Below are 16,101 nucleotides of genomic sequence, written 5' to 3' on the forward strand. Positions count from 1 at the left end.
CACGCCGGCGGGGGGACCGGCACGGGGGTGAAGGGCGCGCCGTGGCGTGGGGCCACGGCAGGCCGGTACTGCCTTAGATCTTGCCGACCAGGTCCAGCGACGGGGTCAGGGTCTTCTCGCCTTCCTTCCACTTGGCCGGGCAAACCTGGTTCGGGTTGGCGGCGGTGAACTGGGCAGCCTTCAGCTTGCGCAGGGTCTCGGAGACGTCACGGGCGATCTCGTTGGAGTGGATCTCCAGGGTCTTGATCACGCCTTCCGGGTTGATGATGAAGGTGCCGCGCAGGGCCAGGCCTTCTTCCGGAATGTGCACGCCGAAGGCGTTGGTCAGCTGGTGGGTCGGGTCGCCGACCAGCGGGAACTGGGCCTTGCCGACAGCCGGCGAGGTTTCGTGCCACACCTTGTGCGAGAAGTGGGTGTCGGTGGTGACGATGTAGACCTCGGCGCCGGCCTTCTTGAACTCGGCGTAATGGTCAGCGGCGTCTTCGATCTCGGTCGGGCAGTTGAAGGTGAAGGCGGCCGGCATGAAGATCAGGACCGACCACTGGCCCTTCAGGGTGCTGTCGGAAACCTTGATGAACTCGCCATTCAGGTAAGCATTGGCTTCGAACGGCTGGATCTGGGTGTTGATCAGGGACATCGTTTTTCCTCTGGGTGAAGGGGTGTGGGTGAATCGACAGGAGCTAGGTTACCGGCTCGCTACCGATAAGAACAATCCATTGATTGCATCTATTCGATAGATGCAGGCTATCAAAAGCCAATGAGCATGCACTGAACCTTGCCGCTCCCATCCTGCAACTGCCTGTGTGACAAGGAAAATCTTCCGGGACGGTTGAATAGGGTCGATAGTCCCTCCTTATCCCCTTAGGCGGAACCTGAACGGTTTCCAGCTTTTGTGGAGTCGAGCCACGCTCCAGTACTCCGGAAGCAGCCGGGCGCGGGCACGGCTCTACAATTGCGGAATGTCTCTGCAACCCGAATCCTCCCTGCGCCAGGTCGTGGCCGAGGCCAGTGCCCGCCTCGGCGGCGTCGACGCCCGCCACGAGGCCGAACTGCTGTTGCTGCACGTGCTGGACCGCCCTCGCAGCTGGCTGTTCGCACATGCCACCGATCCGCTCGACGTCGCCGACCACGCCGCCTTCGAAGCGCTGTTGGCCCGCCGCGTGGCCGGCGAGCCGGTGGCCTACCTGACTGGCCGCCGCGGTTTCTGGACGCTGGACCTGGAGGTCGACCCGGCCACGCTGATCCCGCGCCCGGAAACCGAACTGCTGGTGGAGCTCGCGCTGGATCGCCTGCCGCAGGGCCACGCACTGCAGCTGGCCGACCTGGGCACCGGCAGTGGCGCGATTGCGCTGGCCCTGGCCAGCGAACGGCCGCAGGCGCAGGTGCTGGCCACCGATGCCAGCCCCGGCGCGCTGGCCGTGGCCGCGCGCAATGCTGCGCGCCATGAACTGGGCAACGTCCGCTTCGCAGAGGGCGGGCACGACTGGTATGCGCCGCTGCAGGGTGCGCGCTTCGACCTGATCGCCAGCAACCCGCCGTACATCGCCAGCGACGACCCGCACCTGGCACGGGGCGACCTGCGCTTCGAACCGGCCACCGCGCTGGCCTCCGGCGTGGATGGCCTGGATGACATCCGCCGCATCGTCGACGGTGGCAAGGCCCATCTGCTGCCCGGCGGTTGGCTGCTGATCGAGCACGGTTGGGACCAGGGCGCGGCGATCCGCGTGCTGTTCGACACCGCGGGTTTTGCGGAGGTGCAGACCGTGCAGGACCTGGAGCAGCGCGACCGGATCACCCTGGGTCGGCGTCCGGCCTAGAATGGAGGTTCTCCTGCCCCGGCAGGGCATCACCCTGGAGCTGCAAGCATGCGTACGCTGTACCCCGCCATCACCCCCTATGACGTCGGCGCCCTGAAGGTCGACGACCGCCACACGCTGTACTTCGAACAGTGCGGCAACCCGGACGGCAAGCCGGTGGTGATGCTGCACGGTGGCCCGGGCGGCGGCTGCAGCGACAAGATGCGCCAGTTCCACGACCCGTCCAAGTACCGCATCATCCTGTTCGACCAGCGCGGTGCCGGTCGTTCCACGCCGCATGCCGACCTGGTGGACAACACCACCTGGGACCTCGTCGCCGACATCGAGAAGCTGCGTGAGCATCTGAAGGTTGATCGCTGGCAGGTGTTCGGCGGCAGCTGGGGTTCGACCCTGGCCCTGGCCTATGCCGAAACCCACCCGCAGCGCGTGACCGAGCTGGTCCTGCGCGGCATCTTCATGCTGCGCCGCTGGGAGCTGGAATGGTTCTACCAGGAGGGCGCCAACCGCCTGTTCCCGGATGCGTGGGAGCACTACCTGAAGCCGATTCCGTCGGTGGAACGTCATGACCTGATCTCGGCGTTCCACCGCCGCCTGACCAGCGACGACGAAACCACCCGCCTGGAAGCGGCCAAGGCGTGGGCGGTGTGGGAAGGCGCGACCAGCTTCCTGCACGTCGATGACGACTTCATCAACAGCCACGAAGACCCGCACTTCGCCCTGGCCTTTGCCCGCATCGAGAACCACTACTTCGTCAACGGTGGTTTCTTCGAGGTGGAAGACCAGCTGCTGCGCGACGCGCACCGCATCGCCGGCATCCCGGGCGTGATCGTGCATGGCCGCTACGACGTGGTCTGCCCGCTGGCCAACGCGTGGGACCTGACCAAGGTGTGGCCGAAGGCGAAGCTGGAGATCACGCCGGCCTCGGGCCATTCGGCGTTTGAAGCCGAGAACGTGGACGCGCTGGTGCGCGCCACCGATAGCTTCGCCTGATCGGTAGTGCCGGGCCATGCCCGGCGCTGCCAACCCTCATCCACGCATGGCGTGGATCTACCGCAGCCTGGTAGTGCCGGCCGCTGGCCGGCATCGCCCGGCGCTACCACTGCCCTGCCAGCAACGCGTCGGCCAGCACCTGCAGCTTCGGCGAGTGCTGGCGCGAGGGCGGGTAGATCAACGACAGCGCGCGGCTGCGGCCTTCAAACGGCTGCAGCACGCGTTGCAGGCGGCCGTCGGCCAACGCATCGGCCACCGCGAAATCCATTACCTGCACGATGCCGATGCCGGCGATGGCCGCTTCCACCAGCGGATCGCCGCTGTCGAACACCATCCGCGTCGGTGGCGTGAACTCGCGCAGTTGCCCGTCCTGCAGGAACTGCCAGTCCACCAGCCGGCCACTGCGCAGGTTGCGCACCGCGAGGCACGCGTGATCCTGCAGCGCGGCCACATCGTCCGGTGCGCCACAGCGGGCCAGATAGGCGGGGCTGGCCACCGTCACCCAGCGCAGTGGCTTCAATGGACGCGCCACCATGCGCTGATCAGCGATGGTGCCGGTGCGCAGGGCGGCGTCGAAGCCTTCCTCCACCAGATCCACCAGGCGGTCGCTGAGCACGGCCTCCACCTGCAGCTGCGGGTGCTGCTGCAGCAACGGCGCCAGCAGCGGTACCAGCACCTTGCGCCCGAACATCGATGGCGCGCTGATCTTCAGCGTGCCTGAGGGCGTGCACGGACGGTCGGCCAACTGCCGCTCGGCATCGCCGAGGCCGGCCAGCAGCGGCGACACCTGTTCGACAAATTGGCGGCCGTCCGGGGTGAGCGCCACGTTGCGGGTGTTCCGCTGCAGCAACTTCACTCCCAGGCTGGCCTCCAGCCGACCAATCGCGCGCGACAGGCCGGATTGGCTCAGGCCCAGCTGCCCGGCAGCCACGGTGAAGCTGCGGGCTTCGGCCACCTGCACCAGCATGCGTACTGCATTGAGGTCCATCGAGGCTGCATTCATGCTGAAAATCATGACAGATATGGCTGTTTAGGGGTTTATTGATTGGACTGCATCAATGAGACTGCGTTCCCCCACCGCGCCAGACCACCGATGCCTTCCCTCAAATACCCGCGCTGGGCGCTGACCCTGCTGGCCACCGCACAGCTGATCATCGCCCTGGATGCCACCATCATTTTCGTCGCCCTGCATGACATGGGGCGCGCGCTGCAGATCAACGCGCAGCAGTTGCAGTGGGTGGTCAGTGCCTACACCGTGGCGTTCGGCGGCAGCCTGTTGCTGGGCGGCCGTGCCGCCGACCTGATCGGCCGCCGCCGCTTCTACCGGCTGGGCATGCTGCTGTTCGCGCTGGCGTCGCTGCTCGGCGCGCTGGCACCGAATGCCACCCTGCTGATCATCGCGCGCGCGGCGCAGGGTATCGGCGCCGCGTTGCTGTTCCCGGCCACGCTGGCGCTGATCAACACGTTGTATGCGGAAGGCCCGGTGCGTAACCGCGCGCTGGCGATCTGGAGCATGGCCAGCGCGGTCGGCCTGGCGCTGGGCACGCTGCTCGGTGGCGTGCTGACCCAGGCGTTCGGCTGGCCGGCGGTGCTGGCGGTGATCGTGCCCTTGGCCACGGCGTGTGCGGTCGCAGCCGGTGCATGGTTGCCGGCCGATGGCCCGCGCGTGCAGGGCCGTTCCTTCGATCTGGCCGGTTGCCTTACCGTCACCGCCGGCGGCAGCCTGCTGGTTACCACCCTGGTGCAGGGCCCGGAGTGGGGTTGGACTGCGCGGGCCACGCTCATCTGCCTGCTGCTTTCAGCCGTACTGTTGACGGTGTTCGTACAGATCGAAAAGCGCAGCCGTGACCCGCTGATGCAGTTCGCGCTGCTGCGCCTGCCCGGCCTGCGCGCGGCACTCGGCCTGACCTTCGCCTTCATGAGCAGCTATGGCGTGCAGTACTACTTCCTGGCGCTCTACTTCCAGGATGGTTATGGCTGGAGCCCGCTGCAGGCCGGCATGGCCTTCCTGCTGCCGACAGTGGTGTGCACCTCCGGCATCCGCATTGCCGAACGCATGCTGCGGCGCCGTTCGCCACGGCAGGTGCTGGCCTGGGGCTTCGCGGCCGGTGCCATCGGCATCACCGCGGTGGCGCTGGCGATGCCGCATGGCGCCAGCTACTGGCCGCTGCTGCCGGGCATCGTGGTGCTCAGCGTGGGCCAGGGCATGAGCTGGACGGCGATGTGGATCGTGGCCGGGCAGGGCGTGCCGGGGCCGCAACAGGGAGTGGCGTCCGGCATGGCCGCCACCGCACAACAGATCGGTGGCGCGTTGGGACTGGCGGTACTGGTGATGGTGGCCAACGCCTCGCGCGGCACGCAGGTGGCAACCAGCCCTGATGCGCTGCAGGGCATGGTCAATGCGCAGTACGGCGCCGCGCTGTTCGCCACGTTCGGCGTGGTCATCGCGCTGGGCCTGCACCCGGCGCCGGTAGACTCGGCAGCGACTGCCTGCCTGGGCAACGACGCATGATCGAGCTGCTGGACCTGCAACAGACCCTGCGTGCCTTCGCGGCCTGCAACGATGACGATGCGGTGTGTGCCTCCTTCGGTTGGGTGCACGCCACCGGGGGCGATCTGCTGCAGGCGCGTTTCTGGTTGCCGTCATCCAGTGATGAAGCGCTGGATGACGACGGCGAGCGGTCGGCCGCTTCGGCAGCGATGGGGCTGTTCCCGTATCTGGAACCGGCCACGTTTGCCGACGTGCTGGATGTGCAGAAGCGGCAACGCCCGCTGTCGTCGCTGCAGGACTACGCGCAGGCGCTGGCGTACTACGCCGAGTACGACGCGTTCCAGCAGGTCGAGGGTATCGACGAGGCCCTGGGCGAAGCGGGTGCTGAGGAACAAGCGGAGGCGGGCGAGGCAGGGGTGGGCGCAGGCATCTTCGCTTCCTTCGATCTGACGCTGAAGGCGTGCCCGGAGGGGCAGATCAAAGCCGCAGCGCAGCGCGTGGCGCGCCTGCTGGAGATTCCGGTGGGCGAGGCGCTGGCACGCTGCCGTGCGTTGCCGCTGGTGCTGGGTGAAGCCCTGGATCTTCGCCGTGCGCAGGCGATCAAGGATCAGTTCGAAGCGATCGGTGCGACCGTGCAGGTGCACGGGTTCAAGCCGTTCCCGTGGATGGATGCGCCCGTATTGCGGTAGTGCCGGCCGCTGGCCGGCAACCCCAGGTCCGTTGGATCATTGCGGTTGCCGGCCAGCGGCCGGCACTACCGATCCTGGGTAAATCCACGCCATGCGTGGATGGGATCATGCCAAGGCCAGCAACTGCGGCTGCAATGCGCTGAAGATCCGCGCCAGCCGCTCAGCCCATGCCTGCTGCCCGGCGGCATCGGCGATCAGGTCCTGGCGGATTTCCAGTTCCACATGCACCAGGCCGCGCCCTTCGCCATGCACCGGCACCGCGTAGTCGCTGGTACTGCTGACCGAATACGGTTCGTTGTCACCCACCACCAGGTCGCCTTCGTCGCGCAGTGCCTGCAGCAGTGCGTGCGCAAAGCGTGTGTCCTGGTGGTACAGCACGCCGGCATGCCACGGCCGCTGCATGCCGCTCATGACCGGGGTGAAGCTGTGCATCATCACCAGCAGGGTGGGGCGGCCGGCTTCACGGCGTGCATCCAGTTCCGCGTCGATGCGTGCGTGGTACGGCGCGTGGATCGCATTGATGCGCTGCTGCCGCTGCGCCGCCGACAACCCGGCATTGCCCGGCACCACGGTGTGGTCGCTCACTCCCGGGATCAGTGTGGGCGAGGCCAGCGGGCGGTTGCAGTCGATCAGCAGCCGCGAGTAGGTCTGTTCGATCGCCCAGGCATCGAGCCGTTCGGCCAGTGCGCGGGTGGTGCCGGCAATGCCGATGTCCCAGCCGATGTGGCGGTCGAGTTCGGCCTGTGCCAGGCCAAGCCCGCCCAGTGCACGCGGCACCTGCTGGCCGGCGTGATCGGCCAGCAGCAGGTACGGCGAGGCGCCCTGCGGCCGGTGGAGGGTGTAGATCGCCGGGTCGTCGGCGCCCAGCAGCGCCGGCAGTGCGTGCAGGTCGGCGTCAGCCACGCGGGCGCCCGTCCAGGTGGTGCTCGATCATCCACAGCCCGGCCCACAGCTTGGCATCCAGCTCGTAGCCTTCGCCCATCTTCTGCACCAGCCACGCCGCGGCCTCGCTGCGTGGAATCTCGTGCACGGTGATGTCCTCGCTGTCATCACCGCCACCTTCGCCGATCCGGCGCAGGCCGGTGGCGCGTACGAAGGCGATCTTCTCGCTGCTGGCGCCGGAAGACGTCGGGCCGATCATCAGCACTTCGGCATGGTCGGCGGTCCAGCCGGTTTCTTCTTCCAGCTCGCGCACGGCCGAGACTTCAATCGATTCGCCCGCATCGATGTCGCCGACCAGACCGGCCGGCATTTCGATGGTGGGGGCCTGCAGCGGTACACGGAACTGCTCGACGAACAGCACCTTGTCCTGCGGGGTGACGGCGATGATGATCGCGGCCAGGCCACCGGCATGGGTACGTTCGCTGTATTCCCAGGTGCCGCGCACCAGCATGCGCTGGTACTTGCCTTCATAGACGACGCGCGGGGCTTCGGTGTTGCGCTGGCTCATGCGGGCTCGCCGGAATTGGAAAAGGATGGAGTGGGAAGAGGGTCGGCCACACCGGCGGCATCGAACAGCCGGCGGCGGGTCATCGGGCCGAAGCGCAGGGTCTGGCACAGGCCACCGAGCAGCTCCGGGTCGGCCGCCTGGCGCAGCAGCCCGGGCTGGCTGCCCTCCAGCGGCGCGTCCAGCGCGATGGTGGTCAGCTGGCGCCAGAGCTGGGCGTGCTCGCGCTGTTCGCGCAGGCGCACTGCCATCTGCGCAGCGCCACGCAGGCGCAGGAACGGCACTTCGTCCAGCCGTTCGTACAGCGCATCCATGCTGCCGAAGTGGGCCAGCAGCACGGCGGCGGACTTGCTGCCAACACCACTGACACCGGGAATGTTGTCCACCGCATCGCCGCACAGCGCCAGGTAGTCGGCAATCTGGTGCGCGTGCACGCCGTGCCGTGCCTTCACGCCGGCCACGTCCCAGCGCTGGTTGCGGGCGTAGTCCCACTGCTCGTCGTGGTCGAGCAGCAGCTGCGACAGGTCCTTGTCGGCGGAGATGATCACTCCGCGATGGCTGCCGCGGTGCACGTGCAGGGCGCTGCCGATCAGGTCGTCGGCCTCGTATTCGTGGTGGGCCAGGACGGCAAGGCCCAACGCCGCGCACAGGGCCTTGCAGTGCACGAACTGGCGCTTGAGCGCTTCCGGAGCCGGATCACGATTGGCCTTGTAGGCCGGATACAGCCGATGGCGGAAGCCGCTGTCGAGCGCTTCGTCAAAGGCGATGGCGATATGCAGCGGGCGCTCGCGCTCCAGCAGGTCCAGCAGGAAGCGGGCGAAGCCGTGCACCGCATTGGTCGGCCAGCCCTGGGCGTCCTGGAACTGGTCCGGCAGCGAGTGCCAGGCGCGGAACACGTAGATGCTGGCGTCGACCAGGTACAGCGACGGCGGCGGAGCCGGCAGGGTCATGCCGGCGGCGTCCAGTCCCGCAGCAGGGCCGCCGGGTCGGGGCGCTCGCGCTCGGGCACGTCGGCCCTGGGCGTACCGATGTGGATGAAGCCGGCAATGCGTTCGCCGTCGACCAGGCCCAGATGGGCCTGCACGACCGGATCGAAGGCCATCCAGGCAGTCAGCCACTGCGCGCCGAAGCCCAGCGCCTGCGCGGCCTGCAGCAGGGCGAAGCAGACGCAGCCGGCGGTCATCAGCTGTTCCTGTTCGGGCACCTTCGGGTCCGGACGCGGGCTGGCGACCACCACGATCACCAGCGGGGCGTGGCTGAAACGCTGGCGGTCCTTTTCGAACACGGCCTCGCCGGCATGGGGGTCGCGCTGGCGGCTGCGTTCAGCCAGGAAGTCGCCCAGAGTGTGACGTGCATCGCCGGCGATTTTCAGGAAGCGGAACGGCACGCGCTTGCCATGGTCGGGCACGCGCACCGCCGAGGCCAGCATCCGCTGCAGGGTGGCCGGGTCCGGTCCGGGCTCGCCCAGTTGCCGCGAGGGCACCGAGCGGCGGGCATCCAGTGCAAGCAGGGCAGCGGGGTCGGGCATGGAGTCTGAACCGGTCATCACGGGTGTTTGATTATAGTCGGGGTGGTCAATGACGCCGTCTGTGTCGCGTCCGGCCCCTGAATACCAAACTGTGATGAACATCATGCCACTGGCGGGAAACGGACAGCCGCTTCCCCTCGCCTCGTGGGCCTTGCACGGCTTACGATATCTGTCTTGCCGGGCCGCCGGTCATGAGGTTTGAAGTGAGGACTGTTTCACTGTCCGCGACGGGCTGGCCGGCCTACCATGGACGTTCCGGTACATGGGGTGTGCCGGTCGTCGCGATGTCCATGCTGTCTGTCGTACCAGAGAAGGTGGGGAGCCTTCCCGAATGATGAGCGTGCCCACACCGATGGGATCGCCGGGTCGTGACCCGGCCCAGCTCCAGCTTGCCCGGGACATGGTCCTGCCGGCGCTGTGCCAGGCCTTCGGGGCCGCACTGGCGCGTTTCGACGATGCCCTGTTCGACCGCGCCGGCAATGCCGGCTCGTCGCAGCTGCTGTTCCTGGACGCGATGCGCGAACTGCGCCGCCGCCGTGAGGACATCGCTGCGGCTTTTGCCGGCCACCTGCAGCAGGCCTGGGCCGCGTTGGCGGCCGGTGAGCCGCTGTCGGCCGAGGCAACGCTGTCCGGGCCGGCCGAGGATGGCCTGAGCCTGCTGGCCGAACACGTACTGGAATCGCGGTTGGCGGTGCGCAATTTCGCCACCGTGCTGCTGCGCGACTTCAAGCCGGTGCTGGCGCGGCTGGACCGTCGCCTGGGCCGGCTGATCGGCGGCGCGGAACTGGACGCCGACCACAATCCGATCAGCCCCGAACATCTGGGCGTGGCCATTCACGAGGCCTTTGCCGGCTGCGAACTGGCCCCGGAAGTACATCTGGTGCTGATCAAGCTGTGCGAGCGCGACCTGCGCGCACCGGTCGGCCGCATCTACGAGAAGCTGGACGAGCAGTTGGCCGCGGCCGGGGTGATGTCGCAGATGGGGGCGCCGCAGCGCCCGCTGTCGGCGGCGCCGGACCCGCGCATGGCCGGGGTGCTGGATGATCTGGTCGAACAGCGCCAGGGCGCAGGCCTTGATTCCGGATTCAGCGATGACGAGCAGGCCGCACCGGCCTGGGCGCAGCGCTTTGCCGCGCGCTGGTCCGAGCGCCGCGGCCACATGCAGCAGCACCTGGGTGGCGAGGAAGGTGGCGCCGGCGAGGCCTACGCGGGCCAGCAGGGCATGCTGCTGGAAGCGTTGCACGAACTGCTGCAGCAGACCCGTCACGTGCGTGAGGACGCAACGTCGGCCGCGCAGGTGGCGATCGGCCAGCAGCGTCCGCTCAGCCAGCGCGAAATGATGTCGGTGCTGTCGCTGCTGCAGGCCACGCCCAGTGCGACGCTGCGTGCCGCCATCGGCGAGGACGGCGAATCGCTGGCGCAGCGGCTGAAGAGCGAAGTGCTGTCCAGCGCCACCCAGCTTGGCGTGGATCCTGGCCAGACCCGCCTGGATCCGCAGGACGAGGATGCGATCGACCTGGTCGGCATGCTGTTCGACGTGATGCTGGATGAACGTGAACTGGAAGGCCGCTCGCGCGAACTGATCGGCCGCCTGGTGGTGCCTTTCGTCAAGGTGGCCATGCTCGACCGCCGCATGTTCGTGCAGAAGACCCATCCGGCGCGCAAGCTGCTCAACTCGCTGGCCGAGGCCTGCGAGGGCAACACCGGCGAGAGCCAGGCCGAGCGCATGCTGATGGCCAAGGTCGAGGAGATCATCGAGCGCCTGGTGGCCGAGTTCAATGAGAACCTGGCGATCTTCCTGACCCTGGAAGAAGAATTCCGCGAGTTCCTGGTGCAGCATCGCCGCCGGGTGGAAATCGCCGAGCGACGTGCCGCGGAAACGCAGCGCGGGCAGGAAAAGCTGGAAATGGCCCGCAGCCGGGCCAGTACGGAACTGGACCGCCGCATCGGCGATGCCACCCTGCCGCCTGCCATTGCCGAGTTCCTGCGCCAGCCCTGGCAGCACCACCTGACCCTGGCGCTGCTGCGCGAGGGCGAAGAGGGCGCGTCGGTGGCCGAGGCATTGAGCCTTGGCGATGGCCTGCTGGAGGAAGTGGCCGAGGCCCGTCGCCAGATCGTCGGCAAGCCGTGGCTGCAGGCCTGGCAGCCGGTGCTGGCCAAGGTGTTTGCCAGCGTCGGCGTGCACGGCGATGCGGCTACCGGGGCGATCGACGCCCTGCATGACACGTTGCAGGGCATCGCCGAGTCGCGGCCGGAACTGCAGCGCGCGCTGCCCGAGTTGCCGCAGGTCGCGCTGCCGGCGCCGCCGGTGGCTGAATCGCCAGCGGTGGAACTGGGTGGCCAGATCGACGCCGACGATTTCGACAACGCCGATGCCGACCGCTTCCGACGCATGGAAATCGGCAACTGGCTGGACTTCGTCGACAAGGACGGCAAGGTACAGGCGGGCAAGCTGTCCTGGGTCAGCCCGATTTCCTCGCGCCTGCTGTTCGTCAACCGTCGCGGCGTGCGCTTCTGCGTGGCCTCGCCGGAAGAGCTGGCGGTGATGGTGCGGCTGGGTCGCCTGCGTGCCCACGTTGACGATGGCGCCTTCGACAGCGCCATGCAGGGCGTGATCGATCGCCTCGACCCGGGCAGCGCCACCCTGCACTGAGTGCTGGCCGCCTGCTAGGATCGGGAAAACTCACCGATCAGCGGGGACCTGCATGGCCGTGGCGTTGCTGGGGATCAAGGAGACCGCGCCGGGTGAACGGCGCGTGGCGTTGACGCCGGAAACCGCGCGCAAGCTCGGTGCCCTCGGCATTACGGTCTGGTACGAGGCCGGCGCCGGCCTTGCCGCCGGCTTCACCGATGCCGCCTATGACGATGCCGGCGCACGTGCCTTCGACGCGGGCCGCTGGGCCGAGATCGATATCCTGCTGTGCGTGCAGGCGCCCGCTGCGACGGTGCTGGAGCAGCTCAAGCCCGGTGCCAGCGTGGTCGGCCTGCTGGCACCGGCCACCGATCCGGCGCTGGCCGCGCTGGCGACGGATGATCGCCTGCAGCTGTTCCCGCTGCAGCAGCTGCCGCGCACCACCCGTGCGCAGGCGATGGATGTACTCAGTTCGCAGGCCGGCATGGCCGGCTACAAGGCCGCGCTGATCGCCGCCGAACGCGCGCCGCGCTTCTTCCCGATGCTGACCACCGCCGCTGGCACCGTGCGGCCGGCCAAGGTGCTGGTGATCGGCGCCGGCGTAGCGGGCCTGCAGGCCATCGCCACCGCGCGTCGTCTCGGTGCACAGGTGGAAGGTTTCGACGTGCGCCCGGAAACCCGCGAGCAGATCCAGTCACTGGGCGCGCGCTTCCTCGACCTCGGGGTGAGCGCGGCGGGCGAGGGCGGCTATGCGCGGGCGCTGACCGACGAAGAGCGCGCCGAGCAGCAGCGTCGGCTGGCCGACCACCTGCGCGGCGTGGACGTGGTGATCTGCACGGCTGCGGTGCCGGGCCGCCCGGCGCCGACCATCGTGACCGCGGCAATGGTGGAGGGCATGGCCACCGGCAGCGTGATCGTCGATCTGGCGGCCGAAAGTGGCGGCAACTGCGCACTGACCCAGCCGGGGCAGTGCATCGAACACCAGGGCGTGACCATCGATGGCCCGCTGGGCCTGGCCAGTCGCGGCGCGACCCAGGCCAGTGAGATGTATGCGCGCAACCTGCTCAACTTCGTTGCGCTGTTCGTGCGCGAGGGGCAGCTCGGTTTCGACTGGGACGACGAACTGCTGGCGAAGACGCGCTGGCAGGCGTGAGCCGGCAGCGCCGGTTGCCTTCCCGGTAGATCCACGCCATGCGTGGATGAACGGCCCAGTGTGCGGACCAAGGTCCGCACCCACCATGCGGATGCCGGCGCTACCGCGGCTTTGCCGGCGGCGGGTTGTCGCGCACCCAGTCCTTGCGTTGTTCCGGCGTCATCTGCGACCAGCGCTCGCGCAGCGCGTCGCGCTGTGCCGGCGGCATGTTGCGCATCTGCCCGAACAGGGCGCGCGCCTGCTCGCGCTGTTCGGGGCTCATGTGCTCGAAGCGGCGCAGGCCGCGGCGGGCCTTGTCCCGCTCCTCCGGGCTCATCGATTGCCAGCGCTGGCCGTGCGACAGCATGCGCTGACGCTGGCCGGCGTCGGCGCTGTTCCAGCGGTCGCGCAGCGGCGCCAGCAGGGATTCGCGCTGGGATTCGCTCAGTTGCTCCCACGCAGGCAGCGGCGCGGCCGGTGCGATGCGTGCGGCAGGGGCAGGCGTGGTGTTCTGCGCCAGCGCCGGAACGGCCGGCAGCAGTGCCAGGGTCAACAGCAGTGGCAGGGTTGGCAGTCGGGACATGATTTACTCCATCGCCAGGTCGGTATCGCCCAGCCACAGGTACAGATCGGGATTCTCGTCGTAGAGCGCGCCGTTGTCTTCCACTGAAGCAAGCACAGGTGCCGGCGCCGGTCCGGCAAGCGTGCCATGGCCGGTGAACTGCAGGCCGATGCCCAGTGCCACGACCAGTGAACAGGCGCTGGCCAGCCACCAGCGCCAGCGTCCGCGATGGGCGGCCGTGGCGCCGTGGCGTGCCAGGCGCAGCCGTGCCAGCGTGGCCGGCGACAGCGCCTGCAGCGACTGCGCGTGCAGGCTGCGCAGGGTGTCATCGGAAGGCAGGGAGCGGTTCACGGGTGGGTCTCCAGATAGTCGTGCAGCGCCTGCCGGGCGCGTGCCAGATGGGTTTTTACCGCGCCTTCGCTGCAGCCCATGGCGCGGGCAGTGGTGGCCCCGTCCAGGTCCTGCAGCACGCGCAGGGTGAAGGCCTCGCGCTGGCGGGCGGGCAGGCGGCGCAACGCGTCCACCAGCTGCTGGTACTGCTGGCGCTGTTCATGCGCCTGTACCGGATCCGGGCCGGGATCGGCCCAATCGATCTCGCCGCCTTCCGCGTCCTGGTTGTCGCGCCAGAACGGCAGGCGGAAGCGGCGCCGGCGCTGCACGTCGATCACGCGCCGGCGCAGGATGCTCCAGAACAGCGGCGCCCATTCGGCTGCCGGCTTGTCGGCGTAGTCCAGCATGCGCAGCAGCGCGTCCTGCACCGCGTCCATGGCGTCTTCGCGCTGGCGCAGGCCGGCCTCGGCGAAGCGGAACGCACGCGGGCCAACACTGGCCAGGAACGCTTCCAGCGATGCCGGCAGGGCATCGGTCTCGGCGCTCGGGGGGACGGGGCTGCTCACCAGCACAGGGTACGGTTCCTCGCTCGGGGTCACCATCGACAACGCGTGAGCGCCGCTTCGGTTGACGCCGGGTGCACGCCAGGTTCAGCCCATGGTTATGATGGGCCGACGAAGACAGAGCGGGAGCGTTGCCAGTGAGTGACGGGTTCGTAGCGCTGTACATCTTCATGCTGGCCGCCATCGCCGGCCACGTGATCATTTCGCGGGTGCCGGTGATCCTGCATACCCCGCTGATGTCGGGCTCCAATTTCATCCACGGCATCGTGCTGATCGGCGCGATGGTGGTGCTGGGGCACGCGCAGACACCGTTGGAGAAGGCCCTGGGCTTCCTCGCCGTGGTGCTGGGTGCCGGCAATGCCGCCGGTGGCTACGTGGTCACCGCGCGCATGCTGGAAATGTTCAAGCCGAGCGCGCGCAAGGCCGGCAAGGACGAGCCGAAGGAGCCGCAGGCTTGAACATCAGCACCGTCGAACTGCTCGACTGGCTGGTCAAGGCCAGCTACCTCGTCGCCGCCACGCTGTTCCTGCTGGGCCTGCAGCGCATGGCCTCGCCACTGACCGCGCGCAGCGGCATCCGCTGGGCCGGGCTGGGCATGCTGCTGGCCACCGCGGCGACCTTCTTCCTGCCCGAACTGCACAACGTGCCGCTGATCCTGGTGGCACTGCTGCTGGGCGCGGGCCTGGCCTGGTGGTCGGCTGGCAAGGTTGCCATCACCGACATGCCGCAGATGGTGGCGCTGTACAACGGCATGGGCGGTGGCTCGGCGGCGGCGATCGGCGCGGTGGAACTGCTGCGCTACGCCTTCCTGGCCAACCGTGATACCAGCCACTGGAGCGCGCAGGCGCTGGCCGACCTGGCCGCGCGCCAGCCGTCGGGCACGGTGCTGCTGCTGGCGGTGGTCGGCGCAGCGATCGGCGCGGTGTCGCTGTCCGGTTCGGTGATCGCCTGGGCCAAGCTGGATGGACGCCTGGACAAGCGTGTGACCTGGCCCGGCCAGCAGGTGATGAACCTGGTGGTGGCACTGGCGGTGGTGGTGCTGGCGATCATCGCGGCCAGCACGCTCGATACCTGGGCGATCGTGGCCTTCTTCGTGCTGGCGCTGGCACTGGGCGTGCTGATGACGTTGCCGATCGGTGGCGCCGACATGCCGGTGGTGATCTCGCTGTACAACGCGTTCACCGGCCTGGCGGTGTCGTTCGAGGGCTACGTGCTGGGCAATGAGGCGCTGATCATCGCCGGCATGATGGTCGGCGCGGCCGGCATCCTGCTGACCCGGCTGATGGCCAAGGCGATGAACCGGCCGATCCGCAACGTGCTGTTCTCCAACTTCGGCGGTGGTGCTGGTGGCGAAGCGCAGGCGATCAGCGGCTCGCAGAAGCCGATCGAAGCGGCTGACGTCGCCGCGATGATGGCCTTCGCCGAGCGCGTGGTGATCGTGCCCGGCTACGGCATGGCCGTGGCGCAGGCGCAGCACAAGATATGGGAACTGGCGCAGCGGCTGGGCCAGCGCGGAGTGAAGGTGAAGTTCGCGATCCACCCGGTGGCGGGGCGCATGCCGGGGCACATGAACGTGCTGCTGGCCGAAGCGGGCGTGCCCTACGACCTGATCGCGGACATGGACGACATCAACCCGGAGTTCGCCAACACCGACGTGGTGCTGGTGATCGGTGCCAACGACGTGGTCAATCCGGTCGCGCGTACCGACCCGGCCAGCCCGATCTACGGGATGCCGGTGCTGGATGTGGTCAATGCGCGCAACGTGGTGGTGATCAAGCGCGGCAAGGGCACCGGCTTCGCGGGCATCGAGAATGCGCTGTTCTACGCCGACAACACCCGCATGCTGTATGGCGACGGCGCCGAAGCGGCCGCATCGCTGGTGAGCGAGCTGAAGGCGCTCGACGGCGGGCATTGAGCGGC

At 68.4% G+C, this 16,101-nt stretch carries 17 protein-coding genes; 8 read left to right on the plus strand and 9 right to left on the minus strand.

The genetic code is table 11. The features are described 5' to 3' along the window. Positions 1–73: 73 nt before the first annotated feature. Positions 74–637 (minus strand): alkyl hydroperoxide reductase subunit C, encoded by a 564-nt coding sequence (ahpC, locus tag CCR98_RS03770; protein WP_004144811.1) that lies wholly within the window; start codon positions 635–637, stop codon positions 74–76. 322 nt (positions 638–959) lie between these two features. Here ahpC and prmC point away from each other — a divergent pair, with 322 nt between their 5' ends. Both prmC and pip read left to right on the plus strand, forming a co-directional pair. Continuing rightward, positions 960–1,817: a peptide chain release factor N(5)-glutamine methyltransferase gene (prmC, locus tag CCR98_RS03775; protein ID WP_087921596.1), complete on the plus strand. Its 858-nt coding sequence runs from the start codon at positions 960–962 to the stop codon at positions 1,815–1,817. Between the two features lie 48 nt (positions 1,818–1,865). Beyond that, entirely contained in the window at positions 1,866–2,807 is a 942-nt protein-coding gene (gene pip / locus CCR98_RS03780; RefSeq protein WP_087921597.1) for a prolyl aminopeptidase, read from the plus strand. Between the two features lie 103 nt (positions 2,808–2,910). Here pip and CCR98_RS03785 read toward each other — a convergent pair whose 3' ends face one another. Then, positions 2,911–3,795, minus strand: a complete 885-nt coding sequence (locus tag CCR98_RS03785) for a LysR family transcriptional regulator (RefSeq protein WP_087924137.1) — start codon at positions 3,793–3,795, stop codon at positions 2,911–2,913. Positions 3,796–3,900: 105 nt separating this feature from the next. On the opposite strand from CCR98_RS03785, the gene CCR98_RS03790 reads away from it, so the two are divergent. Then, the gene (locus CCR98_RS03790) at positions 3,901–5,319 is read left to right on the plus strand and encodes an MFS transporter (RefSeq protein ID WP_087921598.1); all 1,419 of its coding nucleotides are present in this window, start codon (positions 3,901–3,903) and stop codon (positions 5,317–5,319) included. Continuing rightward, the gene (locus CCR98_RS03795) at positions 5,316–5,987 is read left to right on the plus strand and encodes a hypothetical protein (RefSeq protein ID WP_087921599.1); all 672 of its coding nucleotides are present in this window, start codon (positions 5,316–5,318) and stop codon (positions 5,985–5,987) included. The genes CCR98_RS03790 and CCR98_RS03795 overlap by 4 nt, the downstream gene beginning before the upstream one ends. 105 nt (positions 5,988–6,092) lie before the next feature. On the opposite strand, the gene CCR98_RS03800 is transcribed toward CCR98_RS03795, so the two are convergent. From CCR98_RS03800 to CCR98_RS03815, 4 genes are read right to left on the minus strand one after another with little or no spacing between them, the layout of a single operon-like run. After that, positions 6,093–6,890, minus strand: a complete 798-nt coding sequence (locus tag CCR98_RS03800) for an N-formylglutamate amidohydrolase (protein WP_087921600.1) — start codon at positions 6,888–6,890, stop codon at positions 6,093–6,095. Further along, entirely contained in the window at positions 6,883–7,437 is a 555-nt protein-coding gene (locus tag CCR98_RS03805) for an NUDIX hydrolase (RefSeq protein ID WP_087921601.1), read from the minus strand. Before CCR98_RS03805 ends, CCR98_RS03800 begins: the two co-directional genes overlap by 8 nt. Beyond that, the gene (locus CCR98_RS03810) at positions 7,434–8,384 is read right to left on the minus strand and encodes a 5'-3' exonuclease H3TH domain-containing protein (protein WP_087921602.1); all 951 of its coding nucleotides are present in this window, start codon (positions 8,382–8,384) and stop codon (positions 7,434–7,436) included. Before CCR98_RS03810 ends, CCR98_RS03805 begins: the two co-directional genes overlap by 4 nt. Then, positions 8,381–8,962, minus strand: a complete 582-nt coding sequence (locus tag CCR98_RS03815) for a nitroreductase (protein WP_087924138.1) — start codon at positions 8,960–8,962, stop codon at positions 8,381–8,383. Before CCR98_RS03815 ends, CCR98_RS03810 begins: the two co-directional genes overlap by 4 nt. A gap of 331 nt (positions 8,963–9,293) precedes the next feature. On the opposite strand from CCR98_RS03815, the gene CCR98_RS03820 reads away from it, so the two are divergent. Next, positions 9,294–11,615, plus strand: a complete 2,322-nt coding sequence (locus CCR98_RS03820) for a DUF1631 domain-containing protein (RefSeq protein ID WP_087921603.1) — start codon at positions 9,294–9,296, stop codon at positions 11,613–11,615. A 52-nt stretch (positions 11,616–11,667) separates the two neighbouring features. Next, positions 11,668–12,747, plus strand: coding sequence for an NAD(P) transhydrogenase subunit alpha (locus CCR98_RS03825; protein WP_087921604.1), 1,080 nt, complete (start codon positions 11,668–11,670; stop codon positions 12,745–12,747). Positions 12,748–12,847: 100 nt separating this feature from the next. Here the strand turns inward: CCR98_RS03825 and CCR98_RS03830 are convergent, their stop codons facing one another. Genes CCR98_RS03830 through CCR98_RS03840 form a run of 3 tightly spaced genes read right to left on the minus strand, consistent with a single transcriptional unit; the run spans position 12,848 to position 14,220 of the window. Continuing rightward, positions 12,848–13,309: a DUF3106 domain-containing protein gene (locus tag CCR98_RS03830; protein WP_087921605.1), complete on the minus strand. Its 462-nt coding sequence runs from the start codon at positions 13,307–13,309 to the stop codon at positions 12,848–12,850. Positions 13,310–13,312: 3 nt separating this feature from the next. Further along, the gene (locus tag CCR98_RS03835; protein WP_014036067.1) at positions 13,313–13,639 is read right to left on the minus strand and encodes a hypothetical protein; all 327 of its coding nucleotides are present in this window, start codon (positions 13,637–13,639) and stop codon (positions 13,313–13,315) included. Further along, on the minus strand, positions 13,636–14,220 hold the full coding sequence (locus CCR98_RS03840; RefSeq protein WP_087921606.1) for an RNA polymerase sigma factor: 585 nt from the start codon (positions 14,218–14,220) through the stop codon (positions 13,636–13,638). Before CCR98_RS03840 ends, CCR98_RS03835 begins: the two co-directional genes overlap by 4 nt. A 98-nt stretch (positions 14,221–14,318) precedes the next feature. Here CCR98_RS03840 and CCR98_RS03845 point away from each other — a divergent pair, with 98 nt between their 5' ends. Beyond that, positions 14,319–14,639 (plus strand): NAD(P) transhydrogenase subunit alpha, encoded by a 321-nt coding sequence (locus CCR98_RS03845; protein WP_087921607.1) that lies wholly within the window; start codon positions 14,319–14,321, stop codon positions 14,637–14,639. After that, positions 14,636–16,096, plus strand: coding sequence for an NAD(P)(+) transhydrogenase (Re/Si-specific) subunit beta (locus CCR98_RS03850; RefSeq protein WP_087921608.1), 1,461 nt, complete (start codon positions 14,636–14,638; stop codon positions 16,094–16,096). The genes CCR98_RS03845 and CCR98_RS03850 overlap by 4 nt, the downstream gene beginning before the upstream one ends. Positions 16,097–16,101 lie beyond the last annotated feature (5 nt).

It is taken from the genome of Stenotrophomonas sp. WZN-1 (assembly GCF_002192255.1).
Lineage (GTDB): Bacteria > Pseudomonadota > Gammaproteobacteria > Xanthomonadales > Xanthomonadaceae > Stenotrophomonas.

Bases quoted from the DNA above. Each gene is read 5' to 3' on its own strand.
- ahpC (WP_004144811.1), bottom strand. From the start codon at position 637: ATGTCCCTGATCAACACCCAGATCCAGCCGTTCGAAGCCAATGCTTAC.
- prmC (WP_087921596.1), top strand. From the start codon at position 960: ATGTCTCTGCAACCCGAATCCTCCCTGCGCCAGGTCGTGGCCGAGGCC.
- pip (WP_087921597.1), top strand. From the start codon at position 1,866: ATGCGTACGCTGTACCCCGCCATCACCCCCTATGACGTCGGCGCCCTG.
- CCR98_RS03785 (WP_087924137.1), bottom strand. From the start codon at position 3,795: ATGGACCTCAATGCAGTACGCATGCTGGTGCAGGTGGCCGAAGCCCGC.
- CCR98_RS03790 (WP_087921598.1), top strand. From the start codon at position 3,901: ATGCCTTCCCTCAAATACCCGCGCTGGGCGCTGACCCTGCTGGCCACC.
- CCR98_RS03795 (WP_087921599.1), top strand. From the start codon at position 5,316: ATGATCGAGCTGCTGGACCTGCAACAGACCCTGCGTGCCTTCGCGGCC.
- CCR98_RS03805 (WP_087921601.1), bottom strand. From the start codon at position 7,437: ATGAGCCAGCGCAACACCGAAGCCCCGCGCGTCGTCTATGAAGGCAAG.
- CCR98_RS03810 (WP_087921602.1), bottom strand. From the start codon at position 8,384: ATGACCCTGCCGGCTCCGCCGCCGTCGCTGTACCTGGTCGACGCCAGC.
- CCR98_RS03815 (WP_087924138.1), bottom strand. From the start codon at position 8,962: ATGCCCGACCCCGCTGCCCTGCTTGCACTGGATGCCCGCCGCTCGGTG.
- CCR98_RS03820 (WP_087921603.1), top strand. From the start codon at position 9,294: ATGATGAGCGTGCCCACACCGATGGGATCGCCGGGTCGTGACCCGGCC.
- CCR98_RS03825 (WP_087921604.1), top strand. From the start codon at position 11,668: ATGGCCGTGGCGTTGCTGGGGATCAAGGAGACCGCGCCGGGTGAACGG.
- CCR98_RS03830 (WP_087921605.1), bottom strand. From the start codon at position 13,309: ATGTCCCGACTGCCAACCCTGCCACTGCTGTTGACCCTGGCACTGCTG.
- CCR98_RS03840 (WP_087921606.1), bottom strand. From the start codon at position 14,220: ATGGTGACCCCGAGCGAGGAACCGTACCCTGTGCTGGTGAGCAGCCCC.